This is a genomic window from Stenotrophomonas sp. 220_Sma, from assembly GCF_056487375.1.
The window spans coordinates 110,690-130,490 of sequence record NZ_CM151348.1 but is presented as its reverse complement, the minus strand read 5'-3'; the positions used below and the strand labels follow the sequence as shown (position 1 = coordinate 130,490).

The 19,801-nt window shown below is 67.6% G+C and carries 17 protein-coding genes; 4 read left to right on the top strand and 13 right to left on the bottom strand.

Annotated elements, in window-relative coordinates; all coding sequences use genetic code 11:
• Nucleotides 1-51: 51 nt before the first annotated feature.
• A complete protein-coding gene (mltA, locus tag ACZLIB_RS00550; protein WP_478468904.1) occupies nucleotides 52-1,218 on the bottom strand; it encodes a murein transglycosylase A in 1,167 nt (388 codons plus the stop codon).
• A gap of 65 nt (nucleotides 1,219-1,283) precedes the next feature.
• Complete coding sequence (locus ACZLIB_RS00545; protein WP_049462228.1) at nucleotides 1,284-2,795, bottom strand: alpha/beta hydrolase; 1,512 nt, start codon at nucleotides 2,793-2,795, stop codon at nucleotides 1,284-1,286.
• 127 nt (nucleotides 2,796-2,922) lie between these two features.
• Between ACZLIB_RS00545 and ACZLIB_RS00540 the strand changes: the two genes are divergently transcribed.
• Together ACZLIB_RS00540 and ACZLIB_RS00535 are read left to right on the top strand one after the other, a co-directional pair.
• Nucleotides 2,923-4,632, top strand: coding sequence for a histidine kinase (locus tag ACZLIB_RS00540; RefSeq protein WP_478468903.1), 1,710 nt, complete (start codon nucleotides 2,923-2,925; stop codon nucleotides 4,630-4,632).
• The gene (locus ACZLIB_RS00535) at nucleotides 4,620-5,321 is read left to right on the top strand and encodes a LytR/AlgR family response regulator transcription factor (RefSeq protein WP_478468902.1); all 702 of its coding nucleotides are present in this window, start codon (nucleotides 4,620-4,622) and stop codon (nucleotides 5,319-5,321) included. Before ACZLIB_RS00540 ends, ACZLIB_RS00535 begins: the two co-directional genes overlap by 13 nt.
• Nucleotides 5,322-5,409: 88 nt before the next feature.
• On the opposite strand, the gene ACZLIB_RS00530 is transcribed toward ACZLIB_RS00535, so the two are convergent.
• The 4 genes from ACZLIB_RS00530 to glnA all read right to left on the bottom strand — a co-directional run bounded on the left by ACZLIB_RS00530 (nucleotide 5,410) and on the right by glnA (nucleotide 9,928).
• A complete protein-coding gene (locus ACZLIB_RS00530) occupies nucleotides 5,410-6,156 on the bottom strand; it encodes an N-acetylmuramoyl-L-alanine amidase (RefSeq protein WP_478468901.1) in 747 nt (248 codons plus the stop codon).
• A 177-nt stretch (nucleotides 6,157-6,333) separates the two neighbouring features.
• Complete coding sequence (locus ACZLIB_RS00525; protein ID WP_071228817.1) at nucleotides 6,334-7,764, bottom strand: ammonium transporter; 1,431 nt, start codon at nucleotides 7,762-7,764, stop codon at nucleotides 6,334-6,336.
• A gap of 21 nt (nucleotides 7,765-7,785) precedes the next feature.
• Entirely contained in the window at nucleotides 7,786-8,124 is a 339-nt protein-coding gene (locus ACZLIB_RS00520; RefSeq protein WP_004134334.1) for a P-II family nitrogen regulator, read from the bottom strand.
• Nucleotides 8,125-8,518: 394 nt separating this feature from the next.
• Complete coding sequence (gene glnA / locus ACZLIB_RS00515; protein WP_004153533.1) at nucleotides 8,519-9,928, bottom strand: type I glutamate--ammonia ligase; 1,410 nt, start codon at nucleotides 9,926-9,928, stop codon at nucleotides 8,519-8,521.
• A 224-nt stretch (nucleotides 9,929-10,152) separates the two neighbouring features.
• Here glnA and ACZLIB_RS00510 point away from each other — a divergent pair, with 224 nt between their 5' ends.
• Nucleotides 10,153-10,947 (top strand): undecaprenyl-diphosphate phosphatase, encoded by a 795-nt coding sequence (locus tag ACZLIB_RS00510; RefSeq protein ID WP_032130149.1) that lies wholly within the window; start codon nucleotides 10,153-10,155, stop codon nucleotides 10,945-10,947.
• A 73-nt stretch (nucleotides 10,948-11,020) separates the two neighbouring features.
• Nucleotides 11,021-11,848: an META and DUF4377 domain-containing protein gene (locus ACZLIB_RS00505; RefSeq protein WP_012509681.1), complete on the top strand. Its 828-nt coding sequence runs from the start codon at nucleotides 11,021-11,023 to the stop codon at nucleotides 11,846-11,848.
• A 137-nt stretch (nucleotides 11,849-11,985) separates the two neighbouring features.
• Here the strand turns inward: ACZLIB_RS00505 and ACZLIB_RS00500 are convergent, their stop codons facing one another.
• From ACZLIB_RS00500 to ACZLIB_RS00470, 7 genes are all read right to left on the bottom strand, one after another.
• Nucleotides 11,986-12,597, bottom strand: a complete 612-nt coding sequence (locus tag ACZLIB_RS00500; protein WP_478468900.1) for a YbhB/YbcL family Raf kinase inhibitor-like protein — start codon at nucleotides 12,595-12,597, stop codon at nucleotides 11,986-11,988.
• A 10-nt stretch (nucleotides 12,598-12,607) separates the two neighbouring features.
• Complete coding sequence (locus ACZLIB_RS00495; protein WP_478468898.1) at nucleotides 12,608-14,677, bottom strand: tetratricopeptide repeat protein; 2,070 nt, start codon at nucleotides 14,675-14,677, stop codon at nucleotides 12,608-12,610.
• A gap of 56 nt (nucleotides 14,678-14,733) precedes the next feature.
• Entirely contained in the window at nucleotides 14,734-15,723 is a 990-nt protein-coding gene (locus tag ACZLIB_RS00490; RefSeq protein ID WP_180855027.1) for a YheT family hydrolase, read from the bottom strand.
• Nucleotides 15,724-15,775: 52 nt separating this feature from the next.
• Nucleotides 15,776-16,567, bottom strand: a complete 792-nt coding sequence (locus tag ACZLIB_RS00485; RefSeq protein ID WP_110710684.1) for a lysophospholipid acyltransferase family protein — start codon at nucleotides 16,565-16,567, stop codon at nucleotides 15,776-15,778.
• A gap of 119 nt (nucleotides 16,568-16,686) precedes the next feature.
• Nucleotides 16,687-17,121 (bottom strand): hotdog fold thioesterase, encoded by a 435-nt coding sequence (locus ACZLIB_RS00480; RefSeq protein ID WP_010487227.1) that lies wholly within the window; start codon nucleotides 17,119-17,121, stop codon nucleotides 16,687-16,689.
• Nucleotides 17,122-17,131: 10 nt separating this feature from the next.
• Nucleotides 17,132-19,183: a phospholipase D family protein gene (locus ACZLIB_RS00475; RefSeq protein WP_478468896.1), complete on the bottom strand. Its 2,052-nt coding sequence runs from the start codon at nucleotides 19,181-19,183 to the stop codon at nucleotides 17,132-17,134.
• Nucleotides 19,180-19,797, bottom strand: coding sequence for a YceI family protein (locus ACZLIB_RS00470; RefSeq protein ID WP_032128717.1), 618 nt, complete (start codon nucleotides 19,795-19,797; stop codon nucleotides 19,180-19,182). Before ACZLIB_RS00470 ends, ACZLIB_RS00475 begins: the two co-directional genes overlap by 4 nt.
• Nucleotides 19,798-19,801 lie beyond the last annotated feature (4 nt).

The following is a 19,801-nucleotide window of genomic DNA, read 5'->3' as shown; positions in this document are numbered from 1 at the left end:
CATCCGGGGTCAGAACCCTTTCCTGCGGAAAGGGATCCGACCCCTGCCGGTTCAGTTCGGCAGCGCCACGCCCTTCGGCCACAGCATCCAGATGTTGCCCTTCTGCTTCATGTCGCCGGCCAGCTTGCCGGCGGCATCGCCACTGCCCCAGTACAGGTCCGCGCGCACTTCGCCGGCAATGGCGCCGCCGGTGTCCTGCGCGGCCACCGGGCGCACCACCGGGGTGCCGTCCGGGCGCGTGGTGGACAGCCACAGCAGGCTGCCCAGCGGCACCACGCTGCGATCCACTGCGACGCTGTAGCCGGCGGTGAGCGGCACGTTCAGTGAACCACGCGGGCCTTCCGGGCTGTCCGGGTTGCGCACGAAGAACACGTAGCTGGGGTTGCTGCGCAGCAGTTCCGGCACGCGCGCGGGATTGGCCCGGGCCCAGGCGCGGATCGCGTCCATGGTGACGTCTTCTTTCTTCAGCTGGCCCTGGTCGACCAGCCAGCGACCGATCGCGCGGTAGGGGTGGCCGTTCTGTTCCGCGTAGGCCAGCCGCACCTGCGTGCCATCGGGCAGGCGCACCCGGCCCGACCCCTGGATCTGCAGCAGCTGCAGGTCCATCGGGTCGGTCAGCCAGGCCAGTACCGGCGCCTTGGCGCCCTTGGCCGCGATGGTGCCGGCGTCGTCATAGGGCTTGAGCACCTTGCCCTCGACGCGCCCGCGCAGGCGCTTGCCCTTCAATTCCGGGTAGACGCTGTCCAGCTGCACCACGATCAGATCATTCGGCGTGCCGTAAACCGGTACGGTGGCAGCAGCCGTGCGGGTGAGGCTGCCGGGGTAGATCGGCTCGTAGTAGCCGGTAATCAGCCCGTCGGCCTGGTGGCCGCCGGCACGCAATGCATAGACATCCAAATCGCGCTGCAGGAACTGGCGGATCGCCGCCGGGTCCTTGTCCGAAACCGTCGCGGCGGTGGCGCAGGGTTTGGCCCAGACCGCATCGTTCTTCAGGCGGGTGCAGCTGCTGCGCCAGGCGACGAAACCGGCCTGCAGGTCGCTGTCGGAGACCGGTGGCAGTGCGCTCCATGCGGCCTTGGCATAGGTGGCAGCGGGCGGCGTGACCGGCGTCGGCACTTCGGTTCCGGTGCGGGGAGCGGTGGTGGAGCAGCCGGCGAGCACAGCCAGCGCAACAAGGCCCAAGCTCGTGCGATTCAGGGGGGCAATGATGTCTTTCATTGCCCCAATGTAGAGGAAACAGCACGGTGCCGGACGCGCCGGGTGCCCGGCACCACGCTCTCCCTTCAGCGTCCGCCACTGCCCAGCAGGCCACTGTTGCTGGTGGCGAACACCGGCGGCGGTACGTCCAGCTCGGCATCGTTCACGATGCGACCGGCCAGGAAGTCGACGATGCTGCGGGCAATGGCAGGATTGCCGGTCCACAGCTCGTGGTGATGGCTGGCGTTGCGCACCAGCAGCGAGCGGCCATGGCTGAAGCCTGGACGCAGCGCATCGGCGTTGGCCGGTGGCGTGCGCCCATCCAGCGTGCCGCTGATGAACAGCACCGGCACGTCGCTGCGCAGCGGCCCGCGGAAGGATTCGCCCAGATCGGCCAGGCCCAGGCCGTTGCCGATGGCGGGGAACGGGAAGTTCAGGGCGTCGCCGAACAGGCTTTCGCGTGCCTGCGCCTCCACCCGCGCCAGGCGCTGCGGGCTCTGCCCGGAAGCCACGTCCATGGCCAGCCCCATCGCCGGGTACTGGGCGAACTGTGCGCGCACGATCAGCACCAGATCGGCCAGCGGGTCGTAGTTGCCGCGCTCGGCCTCGCGGAGTATCAACGGCAGCCACTGCTGGGTATGCCGCTGGCCAAGAGTATTGGCAATCAGGATCTGCGCATCGAATTCACCGATGGTCACCTGGCGACCGTCATGCATGCGGCTGCGACCCTGTCGCGGCTGCTCACGCAATGCCTGCAGCACGCGCTTTGCCGATCCGGCCAGATCATCGAAGCCGTCCCTGCGGGCCAGTGGCGTCAGTTCCTGTAGCAGCGCATCGCTGCTGAGCGGCAGCTTCAGTGTGTCATCGGGGCCTTCGGTGCCCATCAGCACGACGCGTTCCAGATCTTTGCCGTGCAGGCGCACCGTCGCAAGCGCCAGGTGGGTGCCGTAGCTCATGCCCCACAAGCTGATCCTGGGCACACCCAGTGCGCGCCGCAGATCATCCAGGTCATCGGCACTCTCGGCGGTCGTATAGGCGCCCAGATCGACGCCAGCCTGACGCCAGAATTCCACGCACTTGGCAGCCGTCGCCTGCAATGCGGCCAGGGCCGCATCGCGCTGCAGTGGTTGGCCATCGTCGAAGCGGGTTTCATGCGGACACTCCGGCGGTGGTTCAGACAGACCGGCACCTCGCTGGTCGAGCAGCAGCACGTCGGCTTCGCGTCGGACCTGGTCGAACACCGGCCAGCGCGGGCCGCGCGCGGTATCGATGCCGGAACCACCCGGGCCACCGGCCAGATAAACCACGGGGGCGCTGCGGCCATTGCCACCGGTTGCACGCAGGCGTACCACCTTCAGCCCCATGCGCGGTCCGTCTGGCTCGCTGTGTCGGCGCGGCACCTCCAGCACGGCGATCTCTGCAGGGATGGCGCCATGTGCTTTGGTCTGCAGCGTGTACGGCTCGAACACCAATGCCCTAGGCGTGGCCTGCGCCGGCATGGCCGCAGCGAGCGCCAGGCAGAACGTGGCCACCGTGGCGACCAGGGCAGAGCGACGAGGATGGAGACTGCTGGACGATGTGCAGGCGTTGCGGCTCATGGTGGGCTCCAAAGGAGGGACGTGCGCGGTCAGCATCGGCTCGATCACAGGGCTGTGGGGGCACCCGCCTGCCGAACGTCTCCAAAAGGCGGTCCAATGGCTCCACGCAACCGATACGATGGCCGCCATGCAGATCCCACGTACCCTGGCTGTTCTTGCTCTGCTGCTTGCGGCGGTGGCCGCATGGCTGGTCGTGTCGACGCCACCCGCCGGCGTGGTATTCGTGCAGGGGGCGCAGATGGCACCTGCGGACGCCGGGGCATCCAGCCCCCTGCCTGCGCGGCCGCCGCAGGACCTGGCCTGGCGTCCGCTGGATCAACAGCAGCTGGCGCAGTGGCGCGGCCCGTACTGGCTGCGCTGGCAGGTGCCGGCGCCAACCGGCACCGACGATCATGACCGCACGTTGCGGCTGTCGCTGCGCGCTGCCAGCCAGCTGTACTGGAACGGCACGCCCTGGATCAGCAATGGCATCGTGGGCCGCACCGCTGAAGAAGAACAACCAGGACGCATCGACCTTGTCCACGTGCTTCCCCCCGCTTCTGGCAATGCCACCGATGAGCTGGTCGTGCTTGCATCCAGCCAGCGACAACATTTCACCCTGCATGGCGCCGACGCGATGGCACTGATCGCGCCCGCAGCTGTGCTGTATGGCCAGATCATCCTGCCATGGCTGGTTGCGGCCTTCGCCATCGGCGCACTGGCGGCAGCGAGCCTGTATTTCCTGGCAGTACTGCGTGGCCAGACCCGCACGCCCGGCACGCGCCTTCTGCTGGCACTGGGCGTGGTGGGACTGGCGTTGCCTGCAGTGGAAGCGTGGCGCTCCCTGCTGGGGTATGACTACCCGTGGCATGGCCCGCGCCTGATTGCACTGCTGGCATTGCACGTAGCCGCGGCCACGCTCCTGCCGGCCTATCTGGCGCGGCGATTCCGGGTGGCGGTTCCGCGTGCCGGGTGCTTCGTCTATCTGTCCGTGATCGTGGTGCTCGCCTTCGTCCTGCCTGGCTTTGACACCCGCTCGGCGGCAGTGCTCTTGTTGAGCCTGCTCGCTTCGGCATTGCTGCTGCTGCGTGCGCGCGGCGACACAGAGGATCGATGGCCGATCCTGGCATTGCTGCTAGCCGGTCTGCTGGCGTTGCTGGTCGCGCGCGGCGCCTTCCTTGATGGGCCGTACTTCCTGCTGCTGGCGGTGCTGATGGTGTTCCTGCTGCTGCGTCACGCGGTACAACTGCAGGCACTGGACCGGCACAACGCGTTGTTGCGTGAAGAGCGCGCACGGCTTTCATTGCAGCTGTTGCAGCGAGGCATCCAGCCACATTGGCTGATGAACACCCTCACAAGTCTGCAGGAACTGATCGAGCAGGCACCTTCGCGTGCCAGCCGCCTGGTGGAGTCATTGGCCGATCAGTTCGATCGGCTGCGTGACAGCAGCAGCCGGCAGAGCATTCCGTTGCAGGACGAGCTGGCCCTGTGCCGCAGCCATCTGGACATCGTTGGCCAGGCACTGGGCCAGCCCCTGGTGCTGGACGTGGATGGCGAGGATGCGCCGCTGTTGCTGCCGCCCGGCATCCTGCATGCACAGGTGGAAAACGCGCTGACGCATGCCGGTGCGCTGGCATGCGCGCAGCACCCGTTCCGTCTGCGCGTGCAGCGCGGCGGTGGACGTTGGGTGCTGGAACTGCACAGCGCGCACGGCTCATCCTCGCATCGCGGTCGCGGCACGGGCACGCGCTACATCGAAGCCAGTCTGGCGGCCGCCAGCCCCGGCGGATGGAGCTTCGTGCAAGGCATCGACGGCAACCAATGGTGCGGACGGATCGAACTGACATGCGCATCCTGATCGTTGAAGACGAACCGCTGGTACGCCAACGTCTGCAGCGGCTGTGCGCCGAGCTGGCAGGAACGCGCGCACGCTTCGATGCCGTGGCCGATCTGGAGGCAGCCGGCGACCGCCTGCAGCGCAATGTCTACGACGGCCTGCTGCTGGACCTCAACCTTGGGGGCGAGGACGGTTTCGAACTGCTGCGGCGTGCGGTAGCCGGCCGCTACCAGTGCGTAGTGGTGTCGGCCCACCGTGATCGTGCGCTGCAGGCATTTGAACACGGCGTGCTCGACTTCGTTCCCAAGCCCTTTTCGCGCGAACGCCTTGGTCAGGCGCTGGAACGCTTGTTCGATACCAGCGGTATGCGTTCAGGCCGGGCACGCTACCTGGGCATCTGGCGTGCGCAGGGAACGGCAACCGTCGAGCTCTCGGAGGTGATGTGGATCGCGGCAGATGGCGACTACAGCCAGGTGCGCATGCGCGATGGCCGCAGCGAGCTGCATGACAAACCCCTGACTGCACTGGCCTCGGTACTGCCTCAGGATTTCGTCCGCTGCCATCGATCGCACCTGGTCAACCTGCGGCACGTGCGTACGTTGCATGCGGGTTCCGGCAGCCGCTACTGGCTGGTGCTGAGCGACGGTAGCGAGCTGGTTGTTGGCCGCGCGCACATCGTGGCGCTACGCGATGCGCTGGGTCTGGGGTGATCGCCAGAGGATGCCAGGCATGGTCTGGCACTACCGGGGAGCGGGAACGGCATGGAGATGCCTGCGCTGCGAACGCGCCAGGCATGGTTCACGGCGTCTGCAGCAGCAGGGAATGCAGGATGCGGGCGTCTTCGGCATCCAGTGTCTTCGGCAGGTCGTCGCGGCCACGGAAACGGCGGTGGAAGGCTGCGACGGTGGCGTCCCGGTTGTCGAGCGGATAGCCGAAGCGGGCCAGCGCATTCCACGCGTCGAAGCCTTCCGGCGCAGCCCCGTCGGCGGCGCGTGGCCAGACGCCGAAACCGGCCTCGGCCAGCTGCTGCCACGGGAAGAACCGGCTCGGATCCTGCTTGCGCGTCGGCGCCAGGTCGGCATGGCCGATCACCTGCCGCGGCGGAATGTTCAGGCGGGTGGTGAGATCGCGCAGCAGCACGATCAGCGATTCGATCTGCGCCGCACTGAACGGGCTGCGGCCATCGTTGTCGAGCTCGATGCCGATCGATGCCGAGTTGAGGTCGGTGATGGTGCCCCAACGCCCGGCGCCGGCGTGCCAGGCGCGGCGCTCATCGGCGACCAGCTGGTAGCGATGGCCATCGGCACCGATCAGGTAGTGCGCGCTGACTGGTCCACCGCTGTTGGCGGTGCGCAGCGTGCGCAGGCTCTGCTGCACCGATTTCTGTTCGGTGTGGTGGATGACGATGATGACCGGCGTGCGCGCATTCTGGTTGGGTGACGACACCCAGGTGGCGAGCGGGTTGCGGGTTTCCTGCGGCGCGGAGGCACAGGCGGCCAGCAGCAGGCAGGCCGAGAGCATCAGGGCGGTGCGGATCGGGGGCATGGCCCGATTGTGCGCGATCAGGCGCGATGATGCATGCTGCCGTGCCGACCAAGTGGTCGGCACCCACCAGAGCAGACCCAAACCCAGTGCCAAGCAAGCTTGGCACCTACCGGAGCAGTAGAAGTGCCGACCAACGGTCGGCACCCACAATATCAATGCAGCAGCTCGGCCGCTACTTCAGGCCTCGTAGGCGGACTCGCCGTGCGAGGTCACATCCAGGCCGGTGCGCTCTGCTTCCTCGGTCACGCGCAGGCCGACCACGCTGCGCACCACCAGCAGGATCAGCGTGGTCACTACCGCCGACCAGACCACGGTCAAGCCGACGCTGACCACCTGCACCCAGACCTGATGGGCGATATCCAGATCGGCCTTGGTGCCGCCCAGCGACTGCGCACTGAACACACCGGTGAGAATCGCGCCGACGATGCCGCCGACACCATGCACACCGAACACATCGGCGGTGTCGTCCACCTTCAGCAGGCGCTTCAAGCCGGTCACACCCCACACGCAGACCACGCCGGCGACGAAGCCGATGATGATCGCGCCGAGCGGGCCGACGGTGCCGCAGGCCGGGGTGATGCCGACCAGGCCGGCGACTGCGCCCGAGGCCGCGCCCAGTGCCGACGGCTTGCCCTTGCTGATCGCTTCCACCAGCGTCCAACCGAGTACGGCAGCGGCCGTGGCCAGCACGGTGTTGAGGAAGGCCAGCGAGGCGACGGTATCGGCGGCAGCGGCGGAACCCGCGTTGAAGCCGAACCAGCCGACCCACAGCAGCATCGCGCCGATATACGTGAACGGCACGTTGTGCGGCTTCAGCGCGGTCTGGCCATAGCCCAGGCGCTTGCCGACGAACCACGCGGCGACCAGACCGGCCACACCGGCGTTGATGTGGACCACGGTGCCACCGGCGAAATCGATCGCGCCCATCTCACCCAGGTAGCCGCCACCCCAGACGATGTGCGCCATCGGGATGTAGCTGAGGGTGAACCACAGCGCCGAGAACAGCAGCACCGCACGGAACTTGATGCGCTCGGCGAACGCGCCGACGATCAGCGCGGTGGTGATGCCAGCAAAGGTCGACTGGAAGGCGACGAACAGGTAATCCGGCAGGCCCTTGATCGGGGTGTTGCCGACCGACTCCGGGGTGAAGCCCTTGAGGAAGGCGAATTCGGTGAACGAGCCGAAAAACGGGTTGCCGGCGCTGAACACCGCGCTGTAGCCATAGGCCACCCACAGCAGCAGCACCAGCGAGAACACCACCAGGATCTGGCTGAGCACCGACAGCACGTTCTTCGAACGCACCAGGCCGCCATAGAACAAGGCCAGGCCCGGCACCACCATCAGCAACACCAGCAGGGTGGACGTCAGCATCCAGGCCACGTCGCCATGGTCGTAGGTCGCGGCGGCTTCAGCCGCGGCCGGTGCGGCGGCCGCAGCGACCGGATCCTGCAGCGGTTCGACCGCCACGCTTTCGCTCGGCAGCGGCGAGATCTGGGCCTGAGCGTGGGCACTGCCCGGCCACGCACCGGCGGCCAGCGCGCTGAGCAGCATCAACAGGCACACGAAGTGGAACCGGGCTTGCCACCCGGTGAGAAGGCGCATCTTCATGGGGGAGTCTCCGGAAAGGGGTTACAGCGCGTCGGCACCGATTTCGCCGGTGCGGATGCGGATGACCTGTTCGACGGCGGTGACGAAGATCTTGCCGTCACCGATCTTGCCGGTGCCTGCCGACGACTGGATCGCTTCGATCACCGCGTCGGCACGCTCGTCGGTGACCACGGTTTCGATCTTGATCTTGGGCAGGAAGTCGACGACGTACTCGGCGCCGCGATACAGCTCGGTGTGGCCCTTCTGGCGGCCGAAGCCTTTCACTTCGGTCACGGTGATGCCCGACACGCCTGCGTCGGAGAGGGCCTCGCGGACCTCGTCGAGCTTGAACGGCCGGATGATGGCGGAGATCAGTTTCATGCGCATGTCCCGAGGGTGGATGGGGCCAGCGCGCCAGCGCGCGTTGGCATCAGGCAACCAGCGGCCATCAGGATGATGGCCGTGGCTGTTGCACCGGACACGTACAGGGCCGGGACGGCCGTGCCTCTCTCCTTGCACGACCGACGCGGGAGGGAGGGCGGCCCTGGTCGCGTATCCGGTCTCTCTTGCCCCTGTTTCAGCGGACTAACAGTCCGCTCTACTGCAGCGGGCCAGCGGCCCGCTCTACCACGGCGGGCCAGCGGCCCGCTCTGCCACGGCGGGTCGGGGTCCGCTCTACCACGGCGGACCGGGGCCCGCCCTGCGGCTCCCCAGCCGCGAAGACGGAAGCGATGGCGGCGGGTGGGAGGGGGAAGCCCACCGCCATCGCCACCGGTCAGCTGGCGTAGTACAGCTGGTATTCCAGCGGGTGGGTGGCCGCGCGGAACTTGGTCACTTCCTGCATCTTCAGCGCGATGTAGCCGTCGATGAAGTCATCGCTCATCACGCCGCCGGCCTTCAGGAACTCGCGGTCCTTGTCCAGCGCTTCCAGCGCCTGGTCCAGCGAGGAGCAGACCTGCGGGATCAGCTTCTCTTCTTCCGGCGGCAGGTCGTACAGGTCCTTGTCGCTCGGTGCGCCCGGGTCGATCTGGTTCTTGATGCCGTCCAGGCCGGCCATCATCAGCGCGGTGAAGGTGAGGTAGCCGGACTGGATCGGATCCGGGAAGCGCATTTCGATGCGGCGTGCCTTCGGGTTGGACACCCACGGAATGCGGCACGAAGCCGAACGGTTGCGGGCCGAGTAGGCCAGCATCACCGGTGCTTCGTAGCCCGGCACCAGGCGCTTGTAGCTGTTGGTGCCCGAGTTGGCGAAGGCGTTGATGGCCTTGGCGTGCTTGAAGATGCCGCCGATGTACCACAGCGCCAGCTGGCTCAGGCCGCCGTAGCCGTCACCGGAGAACAGGTTGGTGCCGCCCTTGGACAGCGACTGGTGCACGTGCATGCCGCTGCCGTTGTCGCCGACGATCGGCTTGGGCATGAAGGTGACGGTCTTGCCGTTGCGGTGCGCGACGTTCTTGATCACGTACTTCATGCGCAGCAGTTCGTCGGCCTTCTGCACCAGGGTGCTGAACTTGGTGCCGATCTCGCACTGGCCGGCGGTGGCCACTTCGTGGTGCTGCACTTCCACTTCGATGCCGACCTGTTCCAGGGTCTTGCACATCTCGGCGCGCAGGTCGTGCAGGGTGTCGGTCGGCGGCACCGGGAAGTAACCGCCCTTCACGCCCGGACGGTAGCCGCTGTTGGCGCCGTCGTACTTGGCGCCGCTGTTCCACGCCGCTTCTTCCGAGTCGACCTGGAAGAAGGTGTGGCCCATTTCATTGGCGAAGCGGACCGAATCGAAGATGAAGAATTCCGGCTCCGGGCCGAAGAACGCGGTTTCGGCGATGCCGGAGGACTTCAGGTAGGCCTCGGCGCGCTTGGCGATGCCGCGCGGGCAACGGCCATACGGCTGCATGGTGGCCGGGTCGAGGATGTCGCAGCTGATCACGATGGTCGGATCGGCGTAGAACGGGTCGACGTAGGCGCTGGCGGTATCCGGCAGCAGCACCATGTCCGATTCGGCGATGCCCTTCCAGCCGGCGATCGAGCTGCCATCGAACATCTTGCCTTCTTCGAACAGCGACGGCTCGACGATGCTGACCGGGAAGGTCACGTGCTGCTCGACACCACGCATGTCGACAAAGCGCAGGTCGACGAACTCGATCTGGTTGTCCTTGATCAGCTTCTCAACGTTTTCCACGGACATCGGTACGACCTCGGATGGGGATGAATGCCTGCTGAGGTACAGCAACGACCGTGCCAACTTTTCGCAGGCTGCAAGTCATTGATTTCAAAAAGGCCGCCCCGCAGCGGTGCAGAACCGTGCGCACCAAATGGGTGCAGCCGACAGCGGACGCACCCGTTTGGTGCGGCAGTGATCGTCTATCCTCTCGACCTTCTTCCTTCCTGCCGCGCGTGCCCGCACCGTCCATGTCCGACCTGCTCTCCGCCCTGTTGCTGGGCATCCTCGAAGGCTTGACCGAGTTCCTGCCGATCTCCAGCACCGGCCACCTGCTCATCGCCCAGCACTGGCTGGGTGCCCGTTCGGACTTCTTCAACATCGTCATCCAGGCCGGCGCGATCGTGGCGGTGGTACTGGTGTTCCGCCAGCGCCTGCTGCAGTTGGCCACCGGTTTCGGGCAGCGCGAGAACCGCGAGTACGTTTTCAAGCTGGGCGCGGCCTTCCTGGTCACCGCGGTGGTCGGCCTGGTGGTGCGCAAAGCCGGCTGGTCGCTGCCCGAGACGGTCAGCCCGGTGGCCTGGGCACTGATCATCGGTGGCATCTGGATGCTGCTGGTGGAGGCCTACACCGCGCGCCTGCCCGACCGCGACCAGGTGACCTGGACCGTGGCGATCGGCGTCGGCCTGGCGCAGGTGGTGGCCGGCGTGTTCCCCGGCACCTCGCGTTCGGCCTCGGCGATCTTCCTGGCCATGCTGCTGGGCCTGAGCCGCCGCGCGGCCGCCGCCGAATTCGTGTTCCTGGTTGGCATTCCCACCATGTTCGCCGCCAGCGCCTACACCTTCCTGGAAATGGCCAAGGCCGGACAGCTGGGCAGCGAGAACTGGACCGAGGTGGGCGTGGCCTTCCTTGCCGCGGCCGTCACCGGCTTCGTCGTAGTGAAGTGGCTGATGGGCTACATCAAATCGCACAGGTTCACCGCGTTCGCGCTTTACCGCATCGCGCTGGGCGCCGCGCTGCTGCTGTGGTTGCCGTCCGGCAGCTGAACAGCACCGGGGCACGGTAACCCCATTGCCGGCCCCACCCCGTTTCCCCCACGGTTCCCCAAGGAGAATCACCATGAACCGCAAGCTCACCCTGCTCCTCCCGCTGGCCCTGCTGGCCGCCTGCAGCCAGACCCCGGCCCCGGCCGGCACCGGCGGCGACGACGTGGCCCCGGCCGCGGCCAAGGCAGCAGACCAGCAGACGCTGGCGCACCTGGACGCGCAGCGCCTGCAGAGCCAGCACTGGCTGCTGCAGCAGGCCACCGCCGCCGACGGCAAGCGCATCGACGCGCTGTTCGCCCGCGAAGACAAGCCGGTCACCCTGGACTTCGCTGATGGCCGCCTGTCGGTCAGCAACGCCTGCAACCACATGGGTGGCGGCTACACCCTGGCCGACGGCAAGCTGACGGTCAGTGCGATGGCCTCGACCATGATGGCCTGCACCGACAAGGCGCTGATGGCGCTGGACGAGGCCGTGTCGAGCCGCCTGCAGGGCGAGCTGAAGGCCGAGCAGGATGCCGATGGCAAGCTGACCCTGACCAACGCGAAGGGCGACGTGCTGGTGTTCAACCCGGAACCGACCGCTGAAACCCGCTACGGCGGCGCCGGCGAAACCGTGTTCCTGGAAGTGGCCGCCAAGACCGAGAAGTGCTCGCACCCGCTGATCCCGGACTACCAGTGCCTGCAGGTGCGTGAAGTGAAGTTCGACGACAAGGGCCTGAAGCAGGGTGAGCCGGGCAAGTTCGAGAACTTCTACGGCAACATCGAGGGTTACACCCACGAGGACGGCGTGCGCAACGTGGTGCGCGTGAAGCGCTACGAAGTGAAGAACCCGCCGGCCGATGCGCCGTCGCAGGCGTACGTGCTGGACATGGTGGTCGAGTCGGCCATCGAGAAGAAGTAAGACGACAGAAGGGCGGCCGAAAGGCCGCCCTTCTTCGTGGTGGGTAGAGCCGGCCGCTGGCCGGCTGCCCCTTTTCATGGTGGCTCGACACTACAGAAGCAAAGCCGGCCAGCGGCCGGCTCTCCCCATCGTGCCGCTCAGCCCAGCGCCGGGTTCAACGTGTAGGTGCCATGCAGTGCGGCTTCGGCCAGCACGTGGCCGTGCATGGCGCGATATGCGTCGGCGGCGGTGAAGCGCGCCGGAAGCGCCAGCGAGGCCACATCCAGCGCGAACACGCGGAAGAAATAGCGGTGCATGCGTTCGTCGTTGAACGGCGGATACGGGCCGTCATAGCCCAGGTAATCGCCGGCCATGTCCGGGTTGCCCGCAAACCAGCCGGTGAAGTCGTTCAGGCCCTGGCGGCTGCCCGCCGGGCCAGCCGGTGCGGTCTTGCCCTTCACCACGAAGCCATCGCTGCAGCTGCCGGCGGCGATCTCCTGCACCGAGGCCGGAATATCGGCCATCACCCAGTGCACGAAGTCGCAGCGCGGCTGGTCGCGCGGCACGGTCATGTCGCTGCGGCCGACCGTTTCCGCAACGGTCGGCACATCCGGGTCCACGCACACCAGCAGGAACGAACGCGTGCCTTCCGGTGCGCCGTTCCAGGCCAGGTGCGGATTGCGGTCCGGCGCGAAGCCGGTGGCATCGCCGGCGGCGAACTCGCGGTCGATCGGCGCGCCGTTGGTCAGGCTGTGGCTGCTCAGTTGCATCGGCTTCTCCTTACTCTTCCGGGTAACCCAGGCGCACCGCAATCGGGGTGAGCTTGGCAAAGGCGGCGCTCATCACGTCGCGGTAGTTGCGCCAGTGGCCCGGCGGGAAGCGCGGTGCGCCCAGCTGTGCGGCCGGCGGCATCTGCCGCTCGAACAGGCGTCCCAGCAGCTCGGCCATCGCGTGCGGATCATTGCCGATCTGGTCGATGCGCAGCAGCACGTGCGGATACAGTTCTTCCTCATGCAGGGTGGCAACCTGCGCCAGCCCGCGCGCCAGCCATTCGCTGGCTTCAGCCAGCGAGGTCATCGCCAGCGGAGCGGCAGCGCCGTAGGCCACCCAGTCCAGCAGCATGTCGCGCGGATCACGCAGCACGAGCACCAGTCGTCCCTGCGGCAGCTGCGGGCGCAGCGCCCACAGCAGGGCGTTGTCCCACCACAGCAGCCAGTCGATGACGGCATCGCCCTGCAGGCCACGCGCCGGCAGCTGCTCGCGCCAGCGCTGCACCAGCCGCTCCGGGGTCAGCACGCCGGAGGCGAGGTCCTGCAGCGTGTGGTAGTTCTGGAATGCATCATCCGGCGGATTGCTGGTGTAGCGGTCGCTGCGCAGCACCGGGCTGGCGGCCGCCAGGCCGGTCGCAACCCGCTCCACACCCGAACCCGGCGCACCCCACAGGAAGATCGGCGCGGAGCTGGCATCACTGTCGATCTCGCCCTTCTCCGGCCAGCTCGGCGGCGCCTTGGCCTGTGGCGGAAGCGGCAGGCGCTGCGGTGCCTGGTCGGCCTGCAGCGCCATCCACGTCTGCAGCGCCTGTTCCGGCTGGCCAGCGCGGTCCTGGATTTCACCCAGCCAGGTACGCAGGTCGGCGCGATGGCCGTCCGGCGCCCTGTCGATCAGCGCCTGCACGCGCGCGATCGCGGCAACCGGATCACGCTGCAGCAGGCCTTCGACCAGGCGTGTTTCGCCACTGACACGGCCCGGTTCGAGGCTGACGATACGTTCGGCGATGGCTTCGGCCTGTTCGTGTTCGCCCACCATGTCATGCAGGCGCAGGCGTGCTTCCAGTGCCGGCAGATGACCCGGCATCGCGTCCATCCAGCGCTCCACGGTCGCCGCGGCGGTCGGGCTGCCGACTTCTTCCACGGCCAGGCGTGCCAGCCACAGGTCGTGCAGCTGCGGATGCTGTTCCAGGGCAGCGTCCAGGCGCGCGCGGGCCTCGTCTTCGCGGCCCAGGCGCTGCCAGGACATCAGCAGCAGCTGCAGCACCTGGCGGTCATCGGGGATCGATTCCAGCAGCGGCAGCAGGTGGTCCAGCGCCTGCAGCGGCTGGCCGCCGCGCAGCGCCAGTTCACCGGCCAGGCGACGCATCGACGGTGTATCCATGCCTTCCTGCTGCAGAGCGATCTGCATCGCTTCGGCAGCCGCCTCCACGTTGCCCTGGCGCAGCGCCAGCTGCACCACGAGGCCATGCAGCGAGCTGATGGCCGGGTTCAGTTCCAGCACGCGGCGGAACGCCTGCTCGGCGAACGCCAGCATGTCCTTGCCCAGGTAGGCGAAGCCCAGTGCATAGAGCACGCGGGTGTCATTCGGCTGCGCCTGGTTGGCGGCCGACAACAGCGTCAGCGCGCGGTCCGGGTCGTCACGGCGCAGCGCGATCATGCCGTCGATGGTCAGCAGTTCCGGGTGGTCCGGCTCAACGCGCGAGGCCAGCGTGGACAGGCGCTGGGCTTCATCGAAGTCGTTGCGGCCGATCGCCAGGTGGGCCTGCATCAGGTAGGCGGAGAAGGAGTTCGGGTCGAGCCCGGTGGTGCGTGCCAGCGCTTCGTCAGCGCCCTGGTACTGGCGCAGGGCGAGCAGCAGGCCAGCGTGCTGCAGGTGCAGCTGGGCATCATCGGGGGCCAGCTGCAACGCTTGCTGCAGCGCCTCCATCGCGTCCTCGGCCTTGCCCTGCTGCTGCAGCGCAAGCGCCAGCCAGCGGTGGGCGTCGGCCAGGCCGGGTTCGTCACGGGTCCACGCCTGGGCCAGCTGCACGGCCTGGTCGGCCTGGTTCTGGCGCAACGCTTGGATGATCTGGTCTTGCATGGCAGTCCGCTTCAAGTGCAAACCCGCATTGTAGCGGGCTGCGCGCCGCTGCCGGTTCAGGCCTGCAGGACACGCTGCAGGCGTTGCGCAACCCAGCGCTCGGAGAAGCCGTCGCCCCGCCAGTTCTCGATGAATCCGCAGTGGCCGCCCCAACACGCGGTTTCCAGGCGCGCCTGGCGCGGCAGCTGCCAGTCACTGAAGGTCGCGTACGGAATCACCGGGTCATCCTGCGCCATCAGGATGTCGGCCGGCACCTGCAGGGTGGACAGGCGGTCGCCGGCAATCGAGTAGCCATCGAAATAGGCCTGCAGTGAGCCGAAGCTGGTGTGGCGCTCGACCAGCCATGCCGTCAGCGCGCGGATGTCCAGCTTCAGCACGCGGTCGTCGCAGTCGCTCAGCTCGGGGAACAGGTCGCGCTTGCGGCGCAGCGAACCGGCCCATTTGCGGCGGAAGTACCAGTCATACATCGCCGGGCCGTTCTCGATGCTGTCCATCGTCAGCGCCGGGTCCAGCACTGGGCATACGGACGCCACCCGCAGCAGCGGTACGCCAGCGGCCGGCGCGCGCAGGGCCAGCCGCAGCACGAAGTTGCCGCCCAGCGAATAACCGGCGGCCACCAGCGGCAGCTGCGGCCAGCGCTGGGCGATATCGCCGGCGGCATGCACCACTTCGTCGATCAGGTTGGAATGGAAGATGCCGGGGTTGAGATGATGGGTGTTGCCGTGGTCGCGGAAGTTCAGGCGCACCACGTCGAAGCCCTGTTCCAGCATGCGCGCGGCCGCCATGCGCATGTAGCTGGATTCGGCACTGCCTTCCCAGCCATGCAGCAGCAGGGCCATGCCTTTCGGTTCGCGGCCTTCGACATGGCTGTGCCAGCCCTGCAGGCGCACGCCGTCGCCGCCATCGAGGATCAGCTCCTCGCTGACCGCACCCGTGGCGGCCAGCAGCAGCAGGCCACGCTGCAGGCGCATGCGGCTGGAACTGAGCATCGACTGCAGGTGCGGATTGCGCAGCCAGCGCGGCGGCTGATAGTCAGCCGCGTGCAGCGTCGGCGTACCGGCGTCCAGGAGAGGTGGCGGGATCAGGGCCACCGCACCCTCACTGCGTGCTCATGGCCGCCACGATGCGCGCGCGCGAGGTTTCCGCGATGCGCCGACGGCCTTCCAGGTCCTGGGCACCGATCGGCGCCAGGAAGTGCACTTCCGCACGTCGCGCCGGCTCACCGAGCAGGCGCAGGAAATTGGCGAAGAAACTCTCGCCCGGACCGAATGCGACGATGGTCTGCGCATTGCCATGCACGCCATACACCAGTGCCACCGGCTGCACCGGAACACCGGTTTCGACCGCGGCCTGGAAGATGCGGGCATGGAACGGCCCCACTTCGTGGCCACCGCGGGTGCGGCCCTCGGGGAACACGCCGACGGCTCTGCCGGCACGCAGGCGATCGGCCATCACCTGCATCACGCCACCCAGCGATTCGGTATTGCCGCGCTGGTGGAAGATGGTCTGCCCGCGCGCAGCGAGCCAACCGACCAGTGGCCAGCTGGCGATTTCGCGCTTGGCGACGAAACCCATCATGCGCTGGCTGTGCAGGATGCAGATATCCACCCAGCTGACATGGTTGGCGACGAACAGCACGGCGCCGGGCAGCGGCTTGCCGATCTGCACTAGGCGGAAGCCGAAGATCCACATCAGCCCACCCTGCCACCAGTTCACCACCTTGGCGCCGAAGGTCGCTTCGCCCACGCGCAGTTCGCCCCACGGCGGAAGCATGCCGATCAGGATGAGCGGCAGGAACACGGTGATGTGGACCAACAGCAGCGGTACGCGGTACAGGTAACGGCACACACGCGCCACGCCGCCGCGGGGGGCCGGAGTGGGGGAAGTCATCCGCGCACGATACCGGAGGGCCGTCATCGCTGCCAGCCGATTTAGGCCATAAGACCGATCGACCGGGGCAATCGATGGGGAACGCTGGGTTCTGCCACCGTCAACGAGCCTCCAGGGGCTCAGCCGTGGCCGGCCGCCACCACGGCCAGGGTCAGCCGCGAGATGCATACCAGCCGGCCCTGCTCATCCTCGATACGGATCTCCCACAGCTGGGTGCTGCGGCCCACGTGCAGCGCGCGGGCAGTACCGGTGACCGTGCCCGAGCGTACTGCGCGTACGTGATTGGCGTTGATTTCCAGGCCCACGCAGATCTGCTTGGCCGTATCCACGCACAGGTTTCCGGCACTGCTGCCCAGGGTCTCGGCCAGCACCACCGAGGCACCGCCATGCAGGATGCCGTACGGCTGGCGGGTGCGCTCATCCACCGGCATGGTGGCCTGCAGCCAGTCCTCGCCCGCAGCGCTGAAGACGATGCCCAGGGATTCAATCGCCGTGTTGCGGCTGAGCGCGTTGAGCTGCTCGATGGAAACGGCTTCGCGGAATACCTGGGTCATGCGGGCACCTTCAGAGGATGGGAACGAGGCCGGCGCCGAATGCAGTCAGCATGCGCACCAGCAGCCACTTCGGGCCGACGTTGACTTCGGGGAAGTCGCCGACGGCGACGTAGCAGTTGTGGAACGCCGGGTCCTGCCGGGGCAGCGGCTGCGGACAGTCGGGGCCCGGCTTGAATTCGTAGTCGGTGGCGTAACGCCACGGCCAGAAGTCGAGGATCGGCAACGCTTCGGAGGCCTTGCCGACACTGTAGTTCAGGCCCGACAGCACCGGCGGCTTGGCCCGCGGCGCCACCGTCCACGAGTTCTGCGGATGGGTATCGCGCAGGATGCTCTCGGCCAGCTGCTCGGCAAATACCGGGTCGTCGATGATCACTGCGCCTTCGGTGTTGTAGTTCTCGCTGCGCGGATCGAAGTTGTGGGTGCCGACCACGCCGATGCGGCGATCGACCACCAGCGACTTGGCGTGCAGGCCCATGCGGGCGCCCTTGCGGGTGACCGGCAACGGCTTGTTGACCGCCTTGCTGCCCAGGAACGACGGTCGTGTCTCGGTGCGCAGCAGGCGCGTTTCCACCTCGCTGCCGGCGGCACGGCGACGTTCGCGCGCGTTCTGGTAGGCGCTACCAGTACGCGGATGATTCACCGGCACCTGCTTGCGGGGCGCGGCCAGATCTCCGTCGCTGCCACCACCGGCATTGCTGCCAGCGGCGCTGCCGCCGATCAGCGGATTGCGCCCGCCGTCGTCGTCGCCCTCGGGCGCAGCGATCGGGTCGGGCAGCAGGTTGCGGTAGTCGACCGGTGCATCCAGCGGGAACGGCTTGTATTCGAAGATGTTGAAGCCCAGTTCGCGCATGTTGCGCCGCTTGTACTTGTACGACAGCGCATACACGATCGGGTTGTCGGTGGCCGCCAGGCTGTTGCTGGACACCACCACGCGCGGCGGCTGCGGGCGCTTGCGCAGCTCGCGGAACAGCTTCTGCGCCGGCTTGGACAGCACCAGGTACGGCGTCTGCAGGATCACTTCCTTCTGCGCGCCGGCAATCAGTGCATCCAGCTGCGGCTCGGTCACGTGCTGGCCGGCCAGCGGGGCATCGGCCTTCTCGCGGCGGTGCTTGCGCGGCAGGTCGGCGACGTAGCGCACCGAGGCCACCGGCAGCGCGGTATCCACGAAGGAACGGGTGACGAACTCCATGTCATTGGCTTCAGCGCTGACCCGCTGCACCCGCTCCGGGCGGCGGAACGTGGCGGGCGGCAGCACCGGCACGCCTTCGCGCAGCAGGGTGCGGCCCACGTCATTCAGGCGCTCGGCCGGCACGCTGCGCTTGGCGCGCCAGAACGCATCGAAGTTGGCCGCCATCGCCCGCGCTTCCGGGCCGGCGATCATGACGTCGCGATCGCGGAAGTTGTACTCGCGATCCCAGTCGTAATAGTCGTCCTGGTAGTTGCGGCCGCCGACCACGCCGATCGCATCGTCGATCACCAGCAGCTTGTTGTGCATGCGCTGGTTGAAGCGACGGAAGCAGCACAGCACGCTGCCGGCGTAATCGAAGTAGTTCAGCCGGGCCTTGCCGAAGGTCGGGTTGTAGACCCGCAGCTGGAAGTTCTGGTGGGCGCCGGACAATGCGCCAAGGATCTGCAGGTCGGAGATCGCCGAGAGCTGGTCGATCAGCACCCGCACCTTCACCCCGCGCCGCGACGCGGCCAGCAGTTCGTCGATGACCAGCCGCGCGCTGTCGTCCTTGTCGAAGATGTAGGTCTGCAGGTCGATGCTGCGGGTGGCACTGCGCAGCAGGTTCAGGCGCGCCACCAGGGCGCCCTCCCCCTCGTCCAGCAGGGTGGCGTAGTGGCGCGGCTGCTCCGGGGTGGATTCGGTGAACGCCCGGCCGGCCAACGCCCGCAGCGGCGAATCCTGTGCGCAGCGGTCGGCGCGCTGGCAGTCGACCTGGATCGAGCGCGCCTGCACGGCGATCGCTTCGGCGCGGTCGCGCTCGGCATTGGACAGCGATGCACAACCGCTGCCCAGCAACACGGTTGCCAGCGCCAGTACACGCAGCAGGAGGTTCACGGTTTCGGCGCCTCGCTCAGGCGCGCTCGCAATACGAAGGTCACTCGGTCACTCAAGGCAAGCTGCCAGCTGTCCATTCCATACCGGCCTCGCTGCACGGTACCGCGGCTGACGACGTCGCAATCATAGCCGGGTCGGGCGCAATCCGCCTTCTCGACCTTCAGTGTCTCGGGGTGGCTGATCCCGCGCAGGGTCAGCCGCCCGTTGATGTCGCCCCCGTCTTCCACGGTCTCCGGCCAGTACGGCAGCGAGTCGAACTCGACCACCGGGTGGCGGCCTGCGTCGAAGAACTCCTCGCCGCGCATCCAGCCGGTGTAGCGCGCCTTGCCGGGGATCTCGACCGAGCGCGTGAACATCTTCAGGTGCACCTGGTGGCGGCCGTCGGAGAGGATCTCGATGCGACCCTCGAAGTGCGGGAACAGGCCTTCGATGCGCTGCCCGAAGCGGGTGCGCACCTCGAAACCGATCTGCGAGCGCTGGGTATCCAGGTGCAGGACCCGGTGCGCTTCAGCGACCACCGGCGGCAAGGGCGTTGGCGGTGGCGCGGCAGCCCAGGCCGCGCCGGAAGCCAGCAGCACGGGCAGCAGAAAGCGGCTGCGCCGCGCCAGGCTCATTGGA